Raw genomic sequence first — 19,824 nt, forward strand, 5'->3', positions numbered from 1 at the left:
CAGGCCAAGGATCGCTGATTTCGAACTTTTTCTCCGTCTCGAGCGACCAAGACGGAATGGTTCAAACTCGATCGGCTTTGACATGAAATTCGTTGCCCTGGCCTTTTCGTGCCTTCTGCTTGTCGCGGTGCCCGCCAGCGCGAATGACACCCGCACCTTCAATGCGATGGTCGCGTTGGCCAATCGCGGAGATGCGGAGGCGCAATATCATGTCGGCATGATGCACAATAACGGCATCGGCACACCGCAGGATCGCAGCCAGGCATTCGAGTGGTTTCAAAAATCGGCCGCGGCCAACGATCCGCTCGGAGCCTATAAGCTCGGCTGTTATTATGACGGGCAGGGCGTGGGCGTCGTCGCAACGGATCCGGATCAGGCATTGAAGTACAAGCTTGTGTCCGCCAAGGCCGGTTACGCGCGTGCCCAGCACGATGTCGCTCTCATGTATGACCGGCAAGGGAATTCGGAAGAAGCGCTGAAATGGTGGAAGCTGGCAGGCGACCAGGGCCTCCCCAGCGCCCTCTTCAGCCTGTCCCGCGCATATTCTGCGGGAAAGGGCACGCCGAGGGACGTGTCCCTGTCGTATGCCTATTTCAAGCTCTCGAAGGTGGCGCCGGCCAGGAATGTCAACGAGATGGCCTCCATGTTGTCCAAGCCGGAGCTCGAGAAGGCCGAGAAAATGGTTGCCGAATGGAAGCCGCAACCGACCGCCCTGACGCTCAAGGCATTCGCCGGCATCACGGCCGCAGAAGACCACTTGAAGGCCGCCAAAAGCCAGGTGTTCTGATCTGGACTCAAGCGGAATGGCTTTAGGTTGATCAATGCCGCGGTCTCGGTTCACCTCTCCCGCTTGCGGGAGAGGTCGGCGCGTCCGGGCGATGCGAAGCATCGTCCCGCGCGCCGGGTGAGGTTTTCCTCTTGGGGATTATCCCATTGCGGAAACATCCTCTCCCCGACCCTCTCCGGCAAGCGGGAGAGGGAGTGCGCCTCCGTCTAGGTCTTCGCTGCTGCCTCCGGCATGATCTGCAGCAGCGGCTCCGGCTTGATCGAGACCTGACCGGCGAATGGCCGGTCGTGTGCGGCAATCAGCAGGACGGAGGTGGCCACCCCCGTCGCGAACAGGCCCATCGCGATCGCCGATCCCAGCCGGTTGTCGCAATGAACGAGGCCGATTACCAGCAATGCGCAGGCGGCTTGGAGGTACAGGCACCACCATTTGACTGGATTGACTGCGGCGAGGCTGACGATGATCCTCTGCCGCCGCGCATCCAGCGCCTGCTCCAGCGCGGCGATGAGCTCGCGTTGCACATTCGCCTGCCCCGTGCCTTGCGGCGTCATCGTGATGACGAGCTGCAGGGCATCGGCGAGCGCCGGCGGCGTCACTTTCAGCGATGCCTCCTGATGCGCCATCATCGGCCATTCCACCGCGACAGCCTGCCCGACATAGTCGCGCACCAGGCCGCGCAGCTTCGTCTCCTGCTCCGCCGGCAGGCCGCCGGCCAGCAGCACGGCGCTGCGCAGCGCGCTGGCCTCGCGGCTCACCGCGGCACTGGCGCGATCGCTGTCGCCCCAGACCTGCGCTGCGGTGAAGGCGACGAACAGGCCAAAGATGATGCCGAGCACGGGCAGCATGCCCGGCGAGATCACTTTGAGCGATTTGGCACGCTCCTCCGTTGCGACAAGCGCGATGCCTGCGAAGATCGCCGCGGCCATAAGATAGGTGAATCCGAAGATCACCAGCGCCATGACGGGCACCGGCAGATTGTGCAGCCAGTCGCTCATCGTTCCCTTGTCATCTGATTTTGAGACTCTAGATCAGCCGCAGCCCGCGCAAACTCGCATGCCCGTTCTTGCCGACGATGATGTGATCATGCACGGCAATCCCCAGCGGTTTTGCGATGTCGATGATCGCCTTCGTCATCTGGATGTCGGCCTGCGAGGGCGAGGGATCGCCGCTAGGGTGGTTGTGCACCAGGATCAAGGCGGTCGCCGATAGTTCCAGCGCGCGCTTGATCACCTCGCGCGGATAGACCGGAGTGTGATCGACCGTGCCGGTCTGCTGCACCTCGTCGGCGATCAGCTGGTTGCGCTTGTCCAGGAACAGCAGGCGAAATTGCTCCTTGTCGGCAAACGCCATGCTGGTGCGGCAATAGGCGATCACCTCGTTCCAGGATGACAGCGCGTTGCGGCTGTTGACCTCGCCCTTGGCGACCCGATGCGCCGCCGCGGCAATCAGCTTGAGCTGGTTGATCGCGGACTCGCCGATCCCCTCGACCTCGCGCAGGCGCGCCACCGGCGCATGCACGACCTCGGCGAACGAGCCGAAGGTCTTGATCAGCAGCTTGGCGAGCGGCTTGGTGTCGCGCCGCGGCAGCGCCGGAAACAGCGCCATCTCCAGCAATTCGTAATCGCTCAGCGCATCCGCGCCCGCGCTGTAGAAGCGCTCGCGCAGCCGCTCGCGATGGCCGAGATAGTGCGGCGTGTCCTCGGGCTTGCTGTTGTCGTGGTCAGGCTTGGCGGGCATCGGCCGCCAGCATTGCCGGGGACCGGCGTTTTTGCAACCGTCAATTGAGATGGCGCGTCGCGTGTCGGCCGGCGTCCGAGCGGGGGGCGGCGCACGTTAGCCGTGGTTGACCTAAGACTGGGAGATGAGCGCGCAATGGCCGCCCCGATCGTGGGCGTTGTCGCAAGCTGCGATGGAGGACGAATTGGATTGCTTAAGATCGGAAATTGAGTAGTATGAAATCATTGCTACAACTAGCAATTATGTTGCCAAGCTTTGGATAATTAGTCTCTCGTTGAGGTAGCGATCCTTCCTCGCGGGCAAGCCGCGTTGACATATATTGGCCTCTGGAATTGCTTGAGGGCAAACATGGACCATGCCTCTAACGTTTCACCAGAGTCTGCCGTTTCAGTTTCGCTTATTGCAAAGACTCTGGATACGACAGCAGGTTCGGGTTTGCACGCCATCGCTGAGTGGCTTGATCGCCGTGGACTTGGTGCTTTCACGCCTGTGGCGCTGTACGCAGGGGCTGTTACTTTCACTTTTTTGCCGTTGCTGATAGCCGCTTGCTTCGGCGTACCCATGGCGGCGCGATCGGCTACACTGAATTTGCCTTTTTTCTACGACGTCAGCACGATTTTTATGTATCTGGTGTCGTTTCCCTGTCTGCTGATACTAACAACAACTGACCATGCGCTCCTTTGTCGTTCACTCAATCGCGTCAAGTGGACGGCATTCTGAATACTTCCGAAGGAAGCGCCGTGTTTCTTGTCGCCCGCTGGAATCGTATTTTCCGCAGGATCAATCTGGGGGCGCAAGCTGTGGGCATGCTTGCCGGAGTAATCGCGGTCTATTTCGTCTACCGGTTGATTGCCGACGGTGCGTATACCAGTTGGGAGTCCGGCCATCCGCTCTCTGCGGCTGGCTACATCCGCATGTACTGTGACTTTCTGTTCGCTATTGTGGCAGCGGTCTACGTAATCCGCAGTTCCGCTCTACCAGTATTGTTATGGGAAGTCGTTTCCCATTCGGACCTTCGCATGCTGCCCTTGCATCCGGACAATGCGGGCGGCTTGCGACCCATTGGTCGGTTAGGACTGCGCAATCAGTATGCAATCTCGCTTGTCGGTCTCAATATCGGCTTAGGTTGGCTTGTCAGCCACTTTTTTACGCCCAACGAAGCGCGAGTGGGATTTCTGGTTGTAGCTGTGATTGCCTACTCAGTTGTTGGCCCATTTGTTTTCATTGGCCCTCTGCTCCCATTTCGCGATGCTATGATGAAGAGTAAGGCTCAACTCATGAGCGGTGTAGCGTTACGTATGCGGGCCCAACTAGATGACCTGCGCTCGCGCTTCCAGTCTGGCGTCATTACCGCAGACGATGAACAGATGATCGAGCGATTGCGAAAGATTGGCGCTGTAATCAACGACATGCCTGTATGGCCGTTCGATGCACTTACGATGCGAAAGTTTCTTACGGCTTACGTCATACCCCCCATAGTCAGCTTCATCGTGCCACTTCTGAAAAAGATACTTGGCTACTTCCAAGTTATATGACGCGCGCAAGGCTGCGGAATTGGGCCGTCACCGACCAGCACGAGACCCAATACTGCTGGTCATCGTTCCTATGCGCATGTTGAGTCCGAAACTCTCATCGATAACTCGCCAAAGGAGGCTAGAATGTTGATACGAGGGTTCGCTAGCATCATCGCAGTTCTCTTTGCGTCGTCTGCAGCCTTCGGCAAACCGCTGTCTTACGACGAGGTGCTAGACTTCCTTACGACCGATCGTTGGGGATTTAGATGTCCAGGATGGGTAAGTGGGGAGGGACATGTCGGCTTACAAACGATCAAAGACGGTGTGACCGCCATCGTGAACATCAAGGTGCAAGCAGTCGAGGGATGGTTGCCAATTCCCCTAGGAGACTACAAGCGTTCTATTCCGATCCGGCCGGCATCGAATTCATTTCCGTCAGATTTAAAGTCAAAGTCGGTATGCGGGACTATCTTCGGCCTAGGCGGGTGTTTTCTTGTCGATCGAAGTGAACAGAAAATCAAACTTCACTACTTTGGCGGAGAAAGAACGTTTCTCCCCTTTGATGGTCCTGACAATTCCAAGTATTGCGAACTTCGACGCGTTCTCGGATCTTAGCAGAAATACAGCGAGGTTGTGCTCACCCGATCTGCTTCTCGCCGTGCCGCTCCGACAGCGTGAAGATCTCGACACCCGTCGCGGTGACTCCGACCGAGTGCTCGAATTGCGCAGACAGCGAGCGGTCGCGCGTCACCGCGGTCCAGCCGTCGGAGAGGATCTTCACATGCGGCTTGCCGAGATTGATCATCGGCTCGATGGTGAAGAACATGCCGGGCTTGAGCTGCACGCCCTCGCCGGGCCGGCCGATATGGATGATGTTCGGCTCGTCGTGGAACATGCGGCCGAGGCCATGGCCGCAGAAATCGCGCACAACGCTCATGCCCTGCGGCTCGACGAAGCTCTGGATGGCATGGCCGATGTCGCCGGTGGTGGCGCCGGGCTTCACCGCGGCGATGCCGCGCATCATCGCTTCATAGGTCACCTCGATCAGCCGCTCCGCCTTGCGGGCGATCGGGCCGATCGCATACATCCGGCTGGAATCGCCATACCAGCCGTCGACGATGAAGGTGACGTCGATGTTGACGATGTCGCCTTCCTTCAGCGGACGGTCGCCCGGCATGCCGTGGCAGACCACGTGGTTGAGCGAGGTGCAGGTGGAGTAGCGGTAGCCGCGATACATCAGCGTCGCCGGATAGGCGCCATGGCTGAAGGCGAAGTCGCGGACGAATTCGTCGATTCTGGAGGTCGGCACGCCGGGCCCGACGATGTCGGTGAGCTCGTCCAGGCACCTGGCCACCAGCGCGCCCGCCTTGCGCATGCCGGCAAAGGCGGCGGGCCCGTGCAGCTTGATCTGTCCGGTCTTGCGCAGGGAGGTCTCGGTGGCGTCGACGTAGCTCATGCGTGTCAGGTCTTCTCGGGCTGATCTCGATGTCGGTGGAAAGGCTTGATTTCAGGCCCCAATTTAATGATTGGCAGGCTTCATGCAAGCCGAGGGGCCAGCCTCGGGGGCGAAAGTGACCTAATTCGGGACTTCTACGGTGGTTTCCACCGGCAGGGCGCCGCCGCGGATGCGGATTTCGCGGACGGGGTAGGGAACCCGGATGCCCTCGCGCTTGAAGGCGTCCCACAGCGCCAGCATCACGTCGCTCTTGACGTTGTCCATGCCGTCGGGGTCCGCGATCCAGAAGGTCAGCGAGAACTTCATGCCGGCTTCCGCGAACTCGGTCAAAATGCTGTTCGGCGCCTTGCCCTTGGTGGCGCGCGGATGGGCGGCGGCGGTCTCGGCGGCGAGCTTGGTGACCAGGCGCGGGTCGGCGTCGTAATTGGTGCCGAAGGCGATCTTCACCAGCGTGTTCTTGTCGGTATAGGTCCAGTTGACGACCTTCTGCGTCACCAGATCCTCGTTCGGCACCAGGAATTCGCGGCCGTCGCCGGCGGCGACGGAAATATAGCGCGTCTTCATCGCGCTGATCCGCCCGGTATTGTCCCCGATGGTGACGAGGTCGCCCGGCTTCACCGATTTGTCGGCGAGCAGGATGATCCCCGAGATGAAGTTGGCGACGATCTTCTGCAGGCCGATACCGATACCGACGCCGACCGCGCCGGAGAACACCGCGAGTGCCGACAGGTCGATCCCGACCGCGCCGAGCGCGATCACGATTGCGACCGTGAGCAGCCCGATGCGGATGATCTTCACCAGCAGCACCTGCACCGACGGCGTCAGGTCGGTGGTCGAGTTGATCCGGCTCTCGGCGAAATTGCTGGCGATGTTGGTGAGCCAGAGCGCGATCAGCAGCAGCGCGCCGGCCTTGAGCACCAGAAGCGGGGTCAGCCTGAGGCCGCCGAGTACGATCGCGAAGGAATCCAGCAGGTCGACCGTCGCATCGAGCTGGCCGACGATCGAGAGCGCGGCGACGAACCAGGCCGTGATCGACACTAGCTTGACGATGAAGGCGTTCCGCAGCACCGAGGTCACGAGCCGGATCACCAGCCAGGCGAAACCCAGCTTGGCTGCGACCATCAGGAGATAGGAGCGGCTCGGCCAGGTCGCGTGATACATCACCACGCGCGAGACGATCACGAGCAGCGTGAACACCGCCGTCGAGGCGCTGGCGACCATGACCCGAACGAAGTGTCGCAGCGGCAGCGGCCAGCGCATCGCCAGCGAGGTCAGGTCGACACGGCTGCGAATGCCGGCCTCCGCGGCATAGGCGATGCCGGCCGCTGCCAGGATGAGGCCGAATTGCAGGTAGAACCAGGGTGAGGAGATTTCCGCCCCGACGCTGCGTGCGGTGGTCTGCACGAACTCCATGAAGTCTTTGAGGTCCATGTCCATCGGTCTCGTCGGCAAGCGGGCAGGAATTGATTCGAGGGCAGGGCGCGGCCGGGCCATCGATACACCGTGAAGTGATGCGCGTTAAGGCCGTAAAATACGGGCAGATTGCCGCGAAGCGCGAAAATGGGTTGGCGCGCGAGTCCGCCGACGATAAGGATGAAATTCCAGCGATTTTTTACCCGGAAGGTGGATGGCTTCCCTCGACTCCGTCAGTCTCGCCATATTGCTCGGCGCCGTCCTCGTCATGGCCGGCATCCTCTCGAGCCTGCTTGCGCTGCGCTTCGGCGCGCCGTTGCTGCTCGTCTTCCTGGTCATCGGCATGCTCGCCGGCGATTCCGGCCCCGGTCAGCTCCAATTCGACGACGTCCGCACCACCTATCTGGTCGGCTCCGTCGCGCTCGCCCTGATCCTGTTCGACGGCGGCCTGCGCACGCGCTTTGCCAGCATCCGCACCGTGCTCGCCCCGTCTCTCGTGCTCGCGACCGTCGGCGTGCTGCTGACCGCGCTGGTCACGGCGCCGTTCGCCAAATACACGCTCGACCTCAACTGGGCGGAGTCGCTGCTGGTGGGCGCCGTGGTGGCCTCGACCGACGCGGCCGCCGTGTTCCTCCTGGTGCACACCCAGGGCCTGCGTCTGCGCCCGCGCGTCGGCGCGACGCTGGAGGCGGAATCCGGCACCAACGATCCCTTCGCGATCTTCCTCACTTTGATGCTGGTGGAATACATCTCGGTCGGCTCGAGCTCGGCCGGCCACGTGCTGATGGAGTTCGTGCTGGAGGCGGCACTGGGCGCCGTCGTCGGCGTGTTCGGCGGCCGCCTCGTCGTCATCGCGCTCAACAAGGTCGCCCTGCCGCAGGGACTACATGCGCCCTTCGTGACCACGGGCGCGCTCGTGATCTTCGGCGGCTCGCAGATCATGCACGCTTCCGGCTTCCTCGCCGTCTATCTCGCAGGCATCATCATCGGCAACCGGCCGACCCGCGCCCATAATTCGGTGGTGACCTTCCTCGATGCCGCGACCTGGCTGGCGCAGATCGTGATGTTCGTGCTGCTCGGCCTTCTGGTCTCGCCGAGCCGGCTGGGGGCCAGCGTGCTGCCGGCGGTCGCCGTCGCGCTCGTCCTGATGCTGGTGGCACGGCCGCTCGCGGTGTTCGTGTGCCTGTCGCCGTTCCGCTTCAACTGGCGCGAGAAGATCTTCATCGCCTGGACTGGTCTGCGCGGCGCCGTCGCGATCTTCCTGGCCTCGATCCCGATGCTGGTCGGCCTGTCCAAGGCCTATCTCTATTTCGACGTCGCCTTCGTCGTCGTCATCATCTCGCTCCTGCTGCAAGGCTGGACGCTGGCGCCGGCTGCCCGCAAGCTGCACGTGGCGCTGCCGCGCGCCGAACGCGGCCCGCGCCGCGTCGAGCTCGATCTGCCCGGCCAGCTCGAGCAGCAGCTGGTCGGTTATCCGGTGCGGCCCAAGAGCCTGTATTTCCGCCGCGGTCTGATCCCGTCCTGGTCCAAGCCGACGCTCGTCATCCGCAACGAGAACATCCTGACGCCAACGGAAGCCGACCCGATCGCGCCGGGCGACTACATCTATCTGCTGGCGCCGCCGGAAAAGGCCGAGTCGCTCGACCGCTTCTTCGTCGACATGCAGCCGAGCACCGCGCCGGATCCGCATCTGCTCGGCGACTTCATGGTCTCCGGCGAGCACACGCTCGCCGAGCTCGCCGAGATCTACGGCGTCAAGGTGAGCGAGGACGAGAGCAAGCTCACGCTCGCCGATTACTTCGACGTCCATCTCGATCGCGCGCCGAAGGAGGGCGCCGAGCTCGCGCTGGACGAGATCGTGCTGGTCGCCCGCAGCATCTCCGGTGGCCGCGTCAACGTCGTCGGCCTGCGCCTGCCGGAGGATGACGAGACGCCGCCGCCGCCGACACGCACCCAGGCGCTGCGGAAGAAGCTCGCCGAGCTGTGGTCCTCGGTGGCGGGAGTCTGACGCTGCCGTAGGGTGGGCCAAGGCGCCCTTGCGCAGTGCCCACCAGCAGGAACGACGTGGGCACGGCGCGCGAAGAGCGCGCTTTTCCCCACCCTACGAAGTCTGGTGGTTGGCAGGACAAAGCCAGCGAAGCACTCGTCATTGCGAGGAGCTCTTGCGACGAAGCAATCCAGACTGCCGCCCCGGATAGTCTCTGGATTGCTTCGCTACGCTCGCAAGGGATGGGCCACGGGCCCTCACGTCAGCACCTTCACCCCGCCCAATGACGTGACCCGCCCCTGCTTCAGCATCACGATCTGCGTCGCGAGCTGGCGCAGCTCGGCGACGTCGTGGCTGACATAGACCATCGGCACATTGGCTTCGTCGCGCAGCCGCACCAGATACGGCAAAATCTCGAGCTTGCGGCCCTCGTCCAGCGCGCCGAGCGGCTCGTCGAGCAGCAGGAGGCGGGGCTTCGACAGCAGCGCGCGGCCGAGCGCGACGCGCTGGCGCTCGCCGCCGGACAGCTTCCCGGGACGGCGATCCCTGAGCGCGCCGATGTCGAGCAACTCGATGATGCGCTTGTGCTGCGCCGGATCGGGCGCAAGTCCGTTCATGCGCCGCCCATAGTCGAGGTTCTGCGCCACGCTGAGATGCGGAAACAGCCGCGCATCCTGGAACACGTAGCCGATGCGGCGGCGGTAAGTGGGCACGTGAATGCCCGCCGCGGTGTCGTCGACGATCTCGCCGTCGATCGCGATGGTGCCGCGATCGGGCCGCAGCAGCCCGGCGATCATGTTGACCAGCGAGCTCTTGCCGGCACCCGAAGCGCCGAACAGCCCGATGACGCGCCCCTCGCTGCTGAAGGATGCGTGAAGCGAGAATTCGCCGAGCTGTTTTTCGACGTCGACGCGCAGCATGGTCAATTCCCGTGCAGCCGCTGCGTGGCGCGGCGGGCGAACCACTCGGCCGCGATCAGCGCGCCGATCGCGAGCACGATCGAGACGATCACGAGCCTTCCCGCAGCGGCATCGCCGTCCGGCGTCTGGATCAGCGAATAGATCGCCGACGAAATCGTCTGGGTCTCGCCGGGAATGTTGGAGACGAAGGTGATGGTGGCGCCGAACTCGCCGATCGCCTTGGCAAAGCCGAGCACCATGCCGGCGAGCACGCCCGGCAGCGCCAGCGGCAACGTCACCGTGAAGAACACTTTCCACGGCGCTGCGCCGAGCGTCTCCGCGGCCTGCTCGAGCCGGCGGTCGATCGCCTCGATCGACAGCCGCATCGGGCGGACGAGAAGCGGAAACGCCATCACGCCGCAGGCGAGCGCAGCACCGGTCCAGCGGAACGCGAAGACGATGCCGAGATGGTCGGCAAGAAAGCCGCCAATGAGACCTTTGCGGCCGAAGCTGAGCAGCAGCAGATAGCCGGTGACCACAGGCGGCAGCACCAGCGGCAGGTGCACCAAGGCGTCCAGTATCGACTTGCCCCAGAAATCGCGTCGCGCGAGCAGCCACGCCAGCGCGATGCCGAACGGCGTCGCGACCAGCGTGGCGATGACGGCGACCCTGAGCGAAAGCAGGATCGCCGTCCATTCGGCGGCAGAGATCTCGAACATCAAGTCGTCATATCGGGTCGCAGAAATCAGGTTTGCAAGAATCAGGTCGTCGGGCTGATCAGGAACTTGAAGCCGTATTTTTCCAAAATGGTCTTGGCCGCCGTCGAGCGCAGAAAGGCGAGATAGTCGTTCGTCTCCGGCTTGGCGGTGCTGGTTGCCGCGACCGAATAAATGATCGCAGGATGCGAATCCGCCGGGAAGGTGCCGACGATCTTCACGCCCGGCTCGACCTTGGCGTCGGTGGAATAGACGATGCCGAGCACGGCCTCGCCGCGGGCGACCAGCGTCAGCGCCGCGCGCACGCTCTCGGCCATGGCGAATTTCGACTCTACGGCCTGCCAGGCCCCGAGCTTTTCCAGCGCCGCCTTGGCATATTTCCCTGCCGGTACCGACCTGACGTCGCCCGTCGCGATCCTGCCGTCGCCGGCGAGCTTGGCCAGATCGAAGCCTTGCGCGATCGTCACGCTGTCGATCTTGGAATCCTTCGGCGCGATCAGCACGATGCTGTTGCCGAGCAGGTTGACGCGTGTCGGCTCGTTGATGGTCTTCTTGGAGATCGCGTAGTCCATCCAGTCGGTGTCGGCCGAGACGAACACGTCGGCCGGCGCGCCCTGCTCGATCTGCTTGGCCAGCACCGAGCTTGCGGCGTAGCTGACGCTGAACTTGACGCCGGTCCTGGCGGTGTAGGCGGCGTCGATCTCGTCCAGCGCGTTCTTCATCGAGGCGGCAGCGAACACCGTGATGGTCTTGTCCTCGGCCGCGGCGGGCGCGAGGGCCGCGCCGGCGAGAATGACGAAGGCGGCGAAAAGTCCTGAGAGACGAAACATGGGATGCGCTCCGTGCGAGCTCGCGCGCGCAAGGTGCACGCGCAAAATCTGGCGTTGGGTCGGGCAGATGCGACGGGCGGAAGCGCTGTTCCACGGTCCCTTGCGACGGCTTACGGCCGGCGGGGATATCGCAGTGCAAACATAGCAGGCCGCGGCCCCACGTCAAAGGCAACTGAGTTCGTCATCCCGGGGCGCGCGCAGCGCGAGCCCGGGATCCATAACCACAGAATTGCGTTGGGCGAGGACTCGGGGTGACCACTTCGCGCCACAACCACTCCCTGTGGTTATGGGTCCCGGGCTCGCTTCGCGCCCCGGGACGACGGCGGTGCATTCCGCGGCAGCTTACCTTATGGCTTCGCGTCGCCTGCATGCAGCACCGCCTTGCAGGCTGCCGGCATCTGCGCGAGCGTCATCGGCGGCTTGGGCTTGGGCGGCTCGGGCGGCGGCTTGGGGTGCAGCACCGCGTCGGAGAACCAGTAGGCGAGATCGGCGGGCTTGCAGCCTTCGTCCTCGGCCTGTGACGGCTGGCCCTCGCACTCGCCGGCCCCCGCCGGGCAGCGCATGCGAATGTGGAAATGGTAGTCGTGGCCCCACCAGGGGCGGATCTTCGACAGCCAGGCGCGATCGCCCTTGGCCTCGCGGCACAGCGCCTTCTTGATTGCGGCGTTGACGAAGATGCGCTGCACGCCGGGCTCCCGCGCCGCGTCGCGCAGCACCAGCACCTGGCCTGGTGTGAACACCTTGGGGTCGATGTCGAGCCGGTCCGCGCGAACCATCATCACCGCCGACATTTCCTCGCGCTCCTCGCGCGAGAGCCGGCGGTCCGGCATCGGCGTCAGCCAGATGTCGGCGTCGAGACCGATCTGGTGGCTGGCATGGCCCGACAGCGCCGGCCCGCCGCGCGGCTGCGCGATGTCGCCGACCAGGATGCCGGGCCAGCCCGCGTCCTTGTGCGCTTTGGCGGCGAGCCGCCTGATCAGCGCGATCATGTCGGGATGACCGTAGCTGCGATTCCGCGACAGCCGCATCACCTGCCAATGATCGCCGTTGACCGGCATCTGCTCGGCGCCGCCGATGCAGCCCTTGGTGTAGGAGCCGATGACATGGGTCGGCCCCTTCGACGGCAGCAGCTTGCGCGCGAACAGTTCCTTCGCGGCGAGATCGGGGTCGTTTGGATTGGCGAGCGGCGGCAGCGGCTTCGGGGTGATGCTGCCCTTGTCCTGGGCCAGCGCGCTACCGGCGCCCAGGCAGACGAACGAAAGCAGGAGGAGGGTGATGCCGCGGCGACTCATGCTGACGCTCTTATAGCCCAATGCTGCACCAGGGTTAAGAACGAGGCGCTCAGCCCGCCGCCGGCTCACCGCAGCTCGCCCGAATCGCGTCTCGACCCGCCGCTTCTTAACGGTGCAATAACCGTATCCTGCATTGACCAAAATTCGTGCGTTGAGCGGGGAATACTTGCGGCTGGCATGCAATCGCGCGCGGTTTCGGAACGGATTCAGGCGCGCGCGCAATTTTGCACCAGATCGCTCATTGATTGCGACGCCACACTCAGTCTGATGGCGCCTGCAGCCGCTCGCCACGCCGCGCAAACAGGCAGCAAGCGCCGCCGCGTGCGGACCGCGTCCGGGCAAGATTACTTTTTTTTCAGACACTTGCCCCAAAGCTTGCGGCCGCTGGGCGCGACTGGGACGAGTGAAGTTGAGTTTGGGGTCTCGAAAAGCAAGAAAGCGAAAGCAAAGCGTGCTTGCCCGTGCCGGCCAGAAGGCGCGCAAGTCGCGTTTCGCGCGTGCCTCGCGTGCGCTTTCCGAACGCGACGAAGTCCTGCGCAGCCGTGCCGAGGCGGAAGCCGCGATCGCGGACGCGCGCAAATCCCATGAGCGCCTGCGCCAGGCCATCGATATCCTGCCGCAAGGCATCGTGTTTCTCGATGCCGAAGGCCGCTACGTCCTCTGGAACAAGAAGTACGCGGAGATCTACAGCAAGACCGCCGATCTGTTCGAGGAAGGCGCGCGCCTCGAGGACACGCTGCGCATCGGCGTCGCACGCGGCGACTATCCCGAGGCCGTCGGCAACGAGGACGCCTGGATCGCCGAGCGCCTGCAAAAGCTCTACAAGCCCGGCGCGCGCCACGAGCAGAAGCTGTCCGACGGCCGCGTCATCCTGATCGACGAGCGCTTGACCGATGACGGTGGCGTCGTCGGCCTGCGCGTCGACATCACCGAGCTCAAGCAGCGCGAGGCCTCGTTCCGCCTGCTGTTCGACGGCAATCCCGTGCCCATGATCGTCTGCGCGCTGGACGACGAGCGCATCCTCGGCGTCAACGATGCCGCGGTCGCGCATTATGGCTATAGCCGGGCCGAGTTCGAGCGATTGAAGATCCGCTCCCTGCAGGCCTTCGACAGCGAGCCGCCCTGGACCGTCGATGAGACCGGCGAGGAGCAGGCCGGCCGCACCTGGAAGCATGTCAAGGCCGACGGCGCGCTGATCGACCTTGCGATCTATTCCCGCGAGCTGACCTATGCCGAGCGGCCCGCGGTGCTGCTCGCGCTGATGGACATCACCGAGCGCAAGCGTGCTGAGGCGCGGCTCGCCTTCATGGCCCAGCACGACGGGCTGACCGGCCTGCCCAATCGCAGCCTGCTGCGGCAGCAGGTCGACGAGATGCTGCTGCACACGCGGCGCAGCGCCGAGAAGGTCGCGCTGCTGATGCTGGGGCTCGACAATTTCAAGGCGGTCAACGACACGCTGGGACACGCGGTCGGCGACAAGCTCCTGCGCGGCGTCGCCAAGCGGCTGCGCTCCACCTTGCGGGAAGAGGACGCGCTGGCGCGGCTCAATTCCGACGAGTTCGCGATCGTGCAAAGCGGGCTGGCGCGTCCCGAGGACGCGGTGATGCTGGCCAAGCGCCTCCTGGCGGCCATTGCCGATCCCTATCTGCTCGACGGCCATTCCGTGGTGATCGGCGCCTCGATCGGCATTGCGATGGCGCCGGGCGACGGCGAGGATTCCGAAAAGCTGCTCAAGAGCGCCGACATGGCGCTGTCGCGCGCCAAGCTGGACGCGCGCGGCAGCTTCGCCTTCTTCGAGGCCGCGCTCGATGCGAAGGCGCAGAGCCGCCGCAAGATCGAGGTCGAGCTGCGCGACGCGATCCAGAACGACGTGCTGCGGCCGTACTACCAGCCGCTGATCGACCTGACGAGCGGCCGCATCACCGGCTTCGAGGCGCTGGTGCGCTGGCCGCATGCCGAGCGCGGCATGGTGTCACCGGCCGAGTTCATTCCGGTTGCCGAGGACACCGGCCTGATCAATCCGCTCGGCGGGCTGATGCTGCGCCGGGCCTGCCTCGATGCCGCGTCCTGGCCCGACGACGTCCGCGTCGCGGTCAACCTGTCGCCGCTCCAGTTCCGCAGCGGCAATCTGCTCTCGATGGTGACCGACGCACTGAAGCATTCCGGCCTGCCGCCGCGGCGGCTCGAGCTCGAGATCACCGAGACGCTGCTCCTTGAGAAGAGCGCGCAGGTGCTGGCGACGCTGCATGCGCTGCGCGCGCTCGGCGTGCGCATCTCCATGGACGATTTCGGCACCGGCTATTCCAGCCTCAGCTATCTGCGCAGCTTCCCGTTCGACAAGATCAAGATCGACCAGTCCTTCGTGCGCGATCTCGCCGCCAACCGCGAGGCCCAGGCGATCATCCGCTCGATCGTCAGCCTCGGCAAAGGTCTTGGCGTCACCATTACCGCCGAGGGCGTCGAGACCGAAGCCGAGCTCAGCTGCCTCCGCGCCGAAGGCTGCCATGAGGGCCAGGGTTTCCTGTTCAGCAAGGCCCGGCCGAATGCGGAGATCATCAGCCTGCTGGCCGCACAGCGCGGCATCGACGGTGAAGAGGACGCCGCGCTGGTGGCGTGACCACTCGCTTCCTCGATATGTAGGAACGCACCGCTCTCTCCGTCGGCCTCTTCGGAAACTGCGGTCGGCGACGCGCTCGTCAGTTCGAGGCGCACCGGTTCCAGCCCGGCGCGTCGTGCTTCCTCGTCGAGGCAAGGCTTGGCAGAGCCGCTCACGGGCCGCCGGCAGGCTCAAGGATCGGCAGATGCGCTTGGTGAGACCAGGGTTGGCCGTCAACGGCGGTGAATCCCATCGCTTCCCAAAACCGCACAGCGCCGGCATTTCCTGCGTGGACGGTGATGATTGCGACCTTCCCTGCAGCGTCTTGCAGCAAGGCGTTCGCGATGGCCCTGGCGACGTTGCGTCTTCTGTAGTCGCGGTGCACGTAAAAACGCCGCATCCGCCACATCGGCACCGGCGCCGGTGCAGGCTCGTTGGTGATCGCTCCGATGCCCGCCAATCTGCCATCGAGGTGGCAGGTGAATATGGCGTGAAACATGGCTCGATCAGTTGCGAACTCCGCAGCCAGACGGGTCATGTGCGCGTGTCCAACTGCCTTGGCGTCGGCCTCCAGCGCGGGAAAATCCGCGGGAAGAGTGTCAGCGGTCTGTTCAAGGGATATGAGCGTCATACGCAGTATCCGGCAATCGCCACAGGTCGGTGTCACGCCGTCGCGCGGCCAAGATCGAGCGATGGCCGTCGGGTCGGGAAGCTCAGTGCGACTGCGACCGCCGCAAGCCCGATCGCGAAGGAGCCGGCGTGCAGCCAGGTGTATTGCTGGAACGTGTCGAACACGATCCCGCCGGCCCAGGGTCCGAGCGCCATGCCGAGGCTGGCGAAGGCCGAGACCGCACCGAACACCGTGCCCATGATGCGCGCGCCGAAGAATTCGCGGACCAGCACCGCATAGAGCGGCATCACCCCGCCATAGGCGAGGCCGAACACGACTGACAACGCGTAGAACTCGCCGAGCTGCGCCACCGCCAGATAGGTCGCGATGCACATCGCCTGCACGAACAGCCCGCCGACAAGGACCGGTTTCGCGCCGATGCGATCGGCCAGCGCGCCCAGCAGCAGGCGTCCCCCGAGGCCTGAGACGCCGGCGACGCTATAGACCGTCACCGCCGTGAGTGGAGCGATGCCGCAGACCATCGCATAGGACACCATGTGGAAGATCGGGCCGGAATGCGCCGCGCAGCAGGCGAAATGCGCCGCTGCGAGCGCGATGAATTGCGGCGTGCGCAGTGCCTGCGCCGCGTTCATCTCGACCTCCGGCGTCGCGTCCGTCGTTGCGGAGCCCGCGGCTGACGGCGCCGGACGCACCAGGAAGCATGCGGGGATCAACAGCGCCCAGGCAGCACAGCCGATCATCAGCATCGCGGTGCGCCAATCATAGGCCGTGATCAGCCAGCTCGCGGCCGGCGCGACCGTCACGGGCGACACGCCCATGCCGGCGGACACCAGCGCCACGGCGAGGCTGCGGTTCTTCTCGATCCAGGCGCTCGCGAGCGCCATCATCGGCGCGTAGAAGCTGCCCACGGCGATCCCGATCAGCACGCCGAAGCAGAGCTGGAATTGCCACAGGCTTGCGGCCTGGCTCGCGGTGACGAGACCTAGTCCCAGCAGAACGCTTCCCGAGAGCACCACGATGCGGGTGCCGAACCGGTCCGACAGCGTGCCCCATAGGAATGCGGCGAATCCCATGCAGAGGAAATCCAACGTCGCGGCCGCCGACACGCCGGCGCGCGACCAGCCCATCGCCTCGGAGATCGGCTGCAAGAACACCGCCAGCGACAGCATCGTGCCAAATCCGATGCAGGTCATCAGCGCACCTGCGGCGACAACGACCCAGCCATAGTCGAAGCGTGACGGCTTGCTCATGCGTTTCCTCAGCGCTTTTGCTCTTGTTGATGGTGCGCGGGAGGGATGGTGACTTATCTGCGGGGCGAGAGCAAGGCGGGTGGCCACCGCCGGCTGACACCGTCTGCTCGTAGTGATAGCATGCCGCGCGTCACTGGCCTGCGATGTTGTTCTCATAAGCGCACACACACACGAACGTGCGAGGAGGCAAGTGCAATGATCCGGGGAGCGCTGTGCAGGCCACGCGGGTGCCGCAGGCTTTTCTTGTCCGTCATTTTCGCCTCCGCCGTCTGGACGGCCCCGGCCTGCGCGCAGGACGTCCGAAGCGCGCCCGCCAAGCCGGGGCCGGTCTTTTCGGAGAGCGGCCCCGATGCCGAGCTCTACGGCGCGGCGGAAGGCTATCCGGTCGGCAGGCGGGGAGCCGCCCCGGAGCTCGACAAGCTCGTCGGCAGCTACAGCCATTTCGGCGAGATCTATCCCTCGCGCCGGGTCGTTCGCGCGACGACGGCCTGGCAATTCAAGCGCGCGCCGGAGCCGTCGATCACCTACAGTTTTGGTACCGAAAAGCTCGGCATCGCGGACTACCTCAAGCGCAACCCGGCGACGGGACTCCTGATCGCCAGGGACGACACCATCCTGTACGAGCACTATCAATATGCGCGGACCGACCACCACCGCTTTGTCTCGCAGTCCATGGCGAAGACGCTGGTGGCCATGCTGGTCGGGATCGCGGTCTCGGAGGGACGGATCAAGTCGATCGATGACGTCGTCGTGAGCTACGTTCCCGGCCTTGCAGGCACGGAATTTGGCAACACGTCCATACGCGCCTTGTTGAACATGTCGTCGGGCGTCGAATTCTCGGAAGTCTACGACGGGAACGACGACATCGCCCGGCTTGGGCGGGCCCTGTTCGCCGGCCCGCCGAAAGATCCCGCCGCCATCGTCGCGCAGTTCAACACCCGAACTGCACCGCCAGGCACCAAATTCCACTATGCCAGCGTTGAAACCGAGATCCTCGGCCTGGTCCTGCGCGCCGCCACCGGCACGCCGGTTGCCGATTATCTCCACGACCGGATCTGGGACCGCATCGGCACCGAGGCGGACGCCTCCTGGGTGATCGACGGCAGCGGGCAGGAGATCGCCTTTTGCTGCTTCAACGCAACCTTGCGCGATTATGCGCGCCTCGCCCGGTTGCTCGCCCATGACGGCGCCTGGGAAGGCCGGCAGCTGATCCCCCGGCAGTGGCTGCTGGATGCCACGACCGTGCGGCCGGCCGACGGCCATCTCGCCCCGCACGTGGCCACGCGCTATTTCGGCTATGGCTATCAGGTGTGGCTCCTCCCCGGCGAGCAGCGCCGATTTGCCCTGCTCGGCATTCGCGGTCAGGTCATCCTGGTCGATCCGGCCTCCAAGCTCGTCATGGTGCACACGGCCGTTCGCCAAAAGCCGAACGAACCCGGAGCGCTCAGGGAGCCGCTCGCGTTGTGGTCTGCTGTGCTCCAACAGCTCGGGCAATGATCGATCAGGGATCGGGCGTGCAGACGCACGCCTGCATCACCTTCATGCGTTTCTTCGTGCTTTTTGTCTTGTTGATGCTTCGCAGCAGGGATGATGGCTTACCGGGCGAGGGGCAGGGCGGTTGAGCCCGGGTAGAATCTTGCGGTTACTCAATCACTTCGTCGGCGCGGGCGACGACGGTTGCGGGCAGGTCGAGACCCAGCGCCCTGGCGATGCGGAGATTGATCCTGAGGTCGAACTTGGTGGGTCGTTCGAAAGGCAGGTCGCCCGGCTTTGCGCCCCGCAGAACGCGATCAACCTGCGCAATCAGGCGGCGCCCTGCGTCTGCAAAGTCGGGGCCGAACGACATGAAGGCGCCGTTCGCGACCCAATCGGGTGAAGCAAAGATCGCAGGCTTCCCGCTCAGGTTCACCAGCCTGATGACTTCGGCCTGGTGGCCGCTGAGCACGACGTCCGGAACGAAAACAAGACCGTCAAATTGGGCAAGGTTGTCCGCGCTCAGCATCGTCCCGATGCTTGCGGGATCATCGATGTTGATGGTTTCAACCTGAAAGCCGAGCTTGCGGCCGGCCTCCAGAACAGGCGTGAGACTCTGTGCACCGCTCGACACCTTTGTCGTGACAGTTCCGAGGCGCACGGCCTGGGGCAGGATCTCCCGCATGAGCTCGATCCGCTTTGCAGTGGTTTCCTCCGAGAAGACCGCGATGCCGGTCACGTTGCGGCCGGGGCGGGCGAGGCTGTCGGCCAGTCCGGATGCGACGGGATCGACGGCAGCAAGGGTCACGATCGGGATGGTTCGCGTTGCCTTGTAGGCCGCGAGAGCGGCAGGAGTGCTGATTGCGATGATCACGTCCACCCGGCCTTCCCGCACGATCTCCTGCGCGAGCGCCGGTAGTGCATCGGCATCTCCGGCTGCGTGACGAAACTCGAGTCGAATCCGCCCCTCGACGTAACCAAGCTCTGCAAGCAGCCTTTTGGTTGCTGCGATCTGCGCGGGAACTTCGACCGGTCCCAACTGGACGACGCGCGGCGTTGCGGAAGACTGCTGGGCGCGTGCGATGAGCGGCCAGCCGATTGCTCCCGTCATCAGCCCGATGAATCCGCGCCGTCGCATGTGACCTCGCTCGAAGCTGCCGTGCGATAGCAAGACTATAGCATGCTCCAAATGCTCGTAAGCCGTCCCACCAGGATCACGGGCCAGATACCGAGCGAGGCGTCG

At 64.3% G+C, this 19,824-nt stretch carries 18 protein-coding genes; 7 read left to right on the forward strand and 11 right to left on the reverse strand.

The genetic code is table 11. The annotated features are described in order from the left end of the window. The first annotated feature begins 82 nt into the window (after positions 1 to 82). The gene (locus ACNJYD_RS03875; protein WP_439365420.1) at positions 83 to 787 is read left to right on the forward strand and encodes a tetratricopeptide repeat protein; all 705 of its coding nucleotides are present in this window, start codon (positions 83 to 85) and stop codon (positions 785 to 787) included. Positions 788 to 993: 206 nt separating this feature from the next. Here ACNJYD_RS03875 and ACNJYD_RS03880 read toward each other — a convergent pair whose 3' ends face one another. Both ACNJYD_RS03880 and radC read right to left on the reverse strand, forming a co-directional pair. Continuing rightward, positions 994 to 1,782 (reverse strand): DUF4239 domain-containing protein, encoded by a 789-nt coding sequence (locus tag ACNJYD_RS03880; RefSeq protein ID WP_439365421.1) that lies wholly within the window; start codon positions 1,780 to 1,782, stop codon positions 994 to 996. A gap of 28 nt (positions 1,783 to 1,810) precedes the next feature. Further along, the gene (gene radC, locus ACNJYD_RS03885) at positions 1,811 to 2,524 is read right to left on the reverse strand and encodes a RadC family protein (RefSeq protein ID WP_439365423.1); all 714 of its coding nucleotides are present in this window, start codon (positions 2,522 to 2,524) and stop codon (positions 1,811 to 1,813) included. 348 nt (positions 2,525 to 2,872) lie between these two features. Between radC and ACNJYD_RS03890 the strand changes: the two genes are divergently transcribed. Further along, positions 2,873 to 3,244: a hypothetical protein gene (locus tag ACNJYD_RS03890; protein ID WP_439365424.1), complete on the forward strand. Its 372-nt coding sequence runs from the start codon at positions 2,873 to 2,875 to the stop codon at positions 3,242 to 3,244. A 20-nt stretch (positions 3,245 to 3,264) separates the two neighbouring features. Further along, entirely contained in the window at positions 3,265 to 4,059 is a 795-nt protein-coding gene (locus ACNJYD_RS03895) for a hypothetical protein (protein ID WP_439365426.1), read from the forward strand. 616 nt (positions 4,060 to 4,675) lie between these two features. Here the strand turns inward: ACNJYD_RS03895 and map are convergent. Then, positions 4,676 to 5,494 carry a type I methionyl aminopeptidase gene (gene map / locus ACNJYD_RS03900; RefSeq protein WP_025032534.1) on the reverse strand — a complete coding sequence of 273 codons (819 nt, stop codon included), beginning with the start codon at positions 5,492 to 5,494 and terminating at the stop codon, positions 4,676 to 4,678. A gap of 120 nt (positions 5,495 to 5,614) precedes the next feature. Beyond that, entirely contained in the window at positions 5,615 to 6,931 is a 1,317-nt protein-coding gene (locus ACNJYD_RS03905; protein ID WP_212259421.1) for a mechanosensitive ion channel family protein, read from the reverse strand. 190 nt (positions 6,932 to 7,121) lie between these two features. Between ACNJYD_RS03905 and ACNJYD_RS03910 the strand changes: the two genes are divergently transcribed. Next, positions 7,122 to 8,915 carry a potassium/proton antiporter gene (locus ACNJYD_RS03910; protein WP_212259422.1) on the forward strand — a complete coding sequence of 598 codons (1,794 nt, stop codon included), beginning with the start codon at positions 7,122 to 7,124 and terminating at the stop codon, positions 8,913 to 8,915. Between the two features lie 236 nt (positions 8,916 to 9,151). Here the strand turns inward: ACNJYD_RS03910 and modC are convergent, their stop codons facing one another. The 4 genes from modC to mepA form a co-directional block, all read right to left on the reverse strand. Next, positions 9,152 to 9,814, reverse strand: a complete 663-nt coding sequence (modC, locus tag ACNJYD_RS03915; RefSeq protein WP_439365429.1) for a molybdenum ABC transporter ATP-binding protein — start codon at positions 9,812 to 9,814, stop codon at positions 9,152 to 9,154. Positions 9,815 to 9,816: 2 nt separating this feature from the next. Further along, entirely contained in the window at positions 9,817 to 10,512 is a 696-nt protein-coding gene (modB, locus tag ACNJYD_RS03920) for a molybdate ABC transporter permease subunit (protein ID WP_172786648.1), read from the reverse strand. A 41-nt stretch (positions 10,513 to 10,553) separates the two neighbouring features. Beyond that, positions 10,554 to 11,339: a molybdate ABC transporter substrate-binding protein gene (gene modA / locus ACNJYD_RS03925; RefSeq protein WP_439365430.1), complete on the reverse strand. Its 786-nt coding sequence runs from the start codon at positions 11,337 to 11,339 to the stop codon at positions 10,554 to 10,556. A 347-nt stretch (positions 11,340 to 11,686) separates the two neighbouring features. After that, on the reverse strand, positions 11,687 to 12,631 hold the full coding sequence (gene mepA, locus ACNJYD_RS03930; protein WP_439365432.1) for a penicillin-insensitive murein endopeptidase: 945 nt from the start codon (positions 12,629 to 12,631) through the stop codon (positions 11,687 to 11,689). Positions 12,632 to 13,082: 451 nt separating this feature from the next. Here mepA and ACNJYD_RS03935 point away from each other — a divergent pair, with 451 nt between their 5' ends. Further along, positions 13,083 to 15,248, forward strand: coding sequence for an EAL domain-containing protein (locus tag ACNJYD_RS03935; RefSeq protein WP_439365434.1), 2,166 nt, complete (start codon positions 13,083 to 13,085; stop codon positions 15,246 to 15,248). 151 nt (positions 15,249 to 15,399) lie between these two features. Here ACNJYD_RS03935 and ACNJYD_RS03940 read toward each other — a convergent pair whose 3' ends face one another. Further along, positions 15,400 to 15,858: a GNAT family N-acetyltransferase gene (locus tag ACNJYD_RS03940; protein WP_439365435.1), complete on the reverse strand. Its 459-nt coding sequence runs from the start codon at positions 15,856 to 15,858 to the stop codon at positions 15,400 to 15,402. 32 nt (positions 15,859 to 15,890) lie between these two features. Then, positions 15,891 to 17,108: an MFS transporter gene (locus ACNJYD_RS03945; protein ID WP_439365436.1), complete on the reverse strand. Its 1,218-nt coding sequence runs from the start codon at positions 17,106 to 17,108 to the stop codon at positions 15,891 to 15,893. 243 nt (positions 17,109 to 17,351) lie between these two features. Between ACNJYD_RS03945 and ACNJYD_RS03950 the strand changes: the two genes are divergently transcribed. Both ACNJYD_RS03950 and ACNJYD_RS03955 read left to right on the forward strand, forming a co-directional pair. After that, on the forward strand, positions 17,352 to 18,605 hold the full coding sequence (locus ACNJYD_RS03950; protein ID WP_439365437.1) for a serine hydrolase domain-containing protein: 1,254 nt from the start codon (positions 17,352 to 17,354) through the stop codon (positions 18,603 to 18,605). Then, positions 18,602 to 18,730 (forward strand): hypothetical protein, encoded by a 129-nt coding sequence (locus ACNJYD_RS03955; protein ID WP_439365438.1) that lies wholly within the window; start codon positions 18,602 to 18,604, stop codon positions 18,728 to 18,730. The genes ACNJYD_RS03950 and ACNJYD_RS03955 overlap by 4 nt, the downstream gene beginning before the upstream one ends. Before the next feature lie 20 nt (positions 18,731 to 18,750). Here the strand turns inward: ACNJYD_RS03955 and ACNJYD_RS03960 are convergent, their stop codons facing one another. Further along, complete coding sequence (locus ACNJYD_RS03960) at positions 18,751 to 19,719, reverse strand: ABC transporter substrate-binding protein (protein ID WP_439365439.1); 969 nt, start codon at positions 19,717 to 19,719, stop codon at positions 18,751 to 18,753. Between the last annotated feature and the right edge of the window lie 105 nt (positions 19,720 to 19,824).

The organism is Bradyrhizobium sp. SPXBL-02 (genome assembly GCF_051853065.1).
Taxonomy (GTDB): Bacteria; Pseudomonadota; Alphaproteobacteria; order Rhizobiales; family Xanthobacteraceae; genus Bradyrhizobium.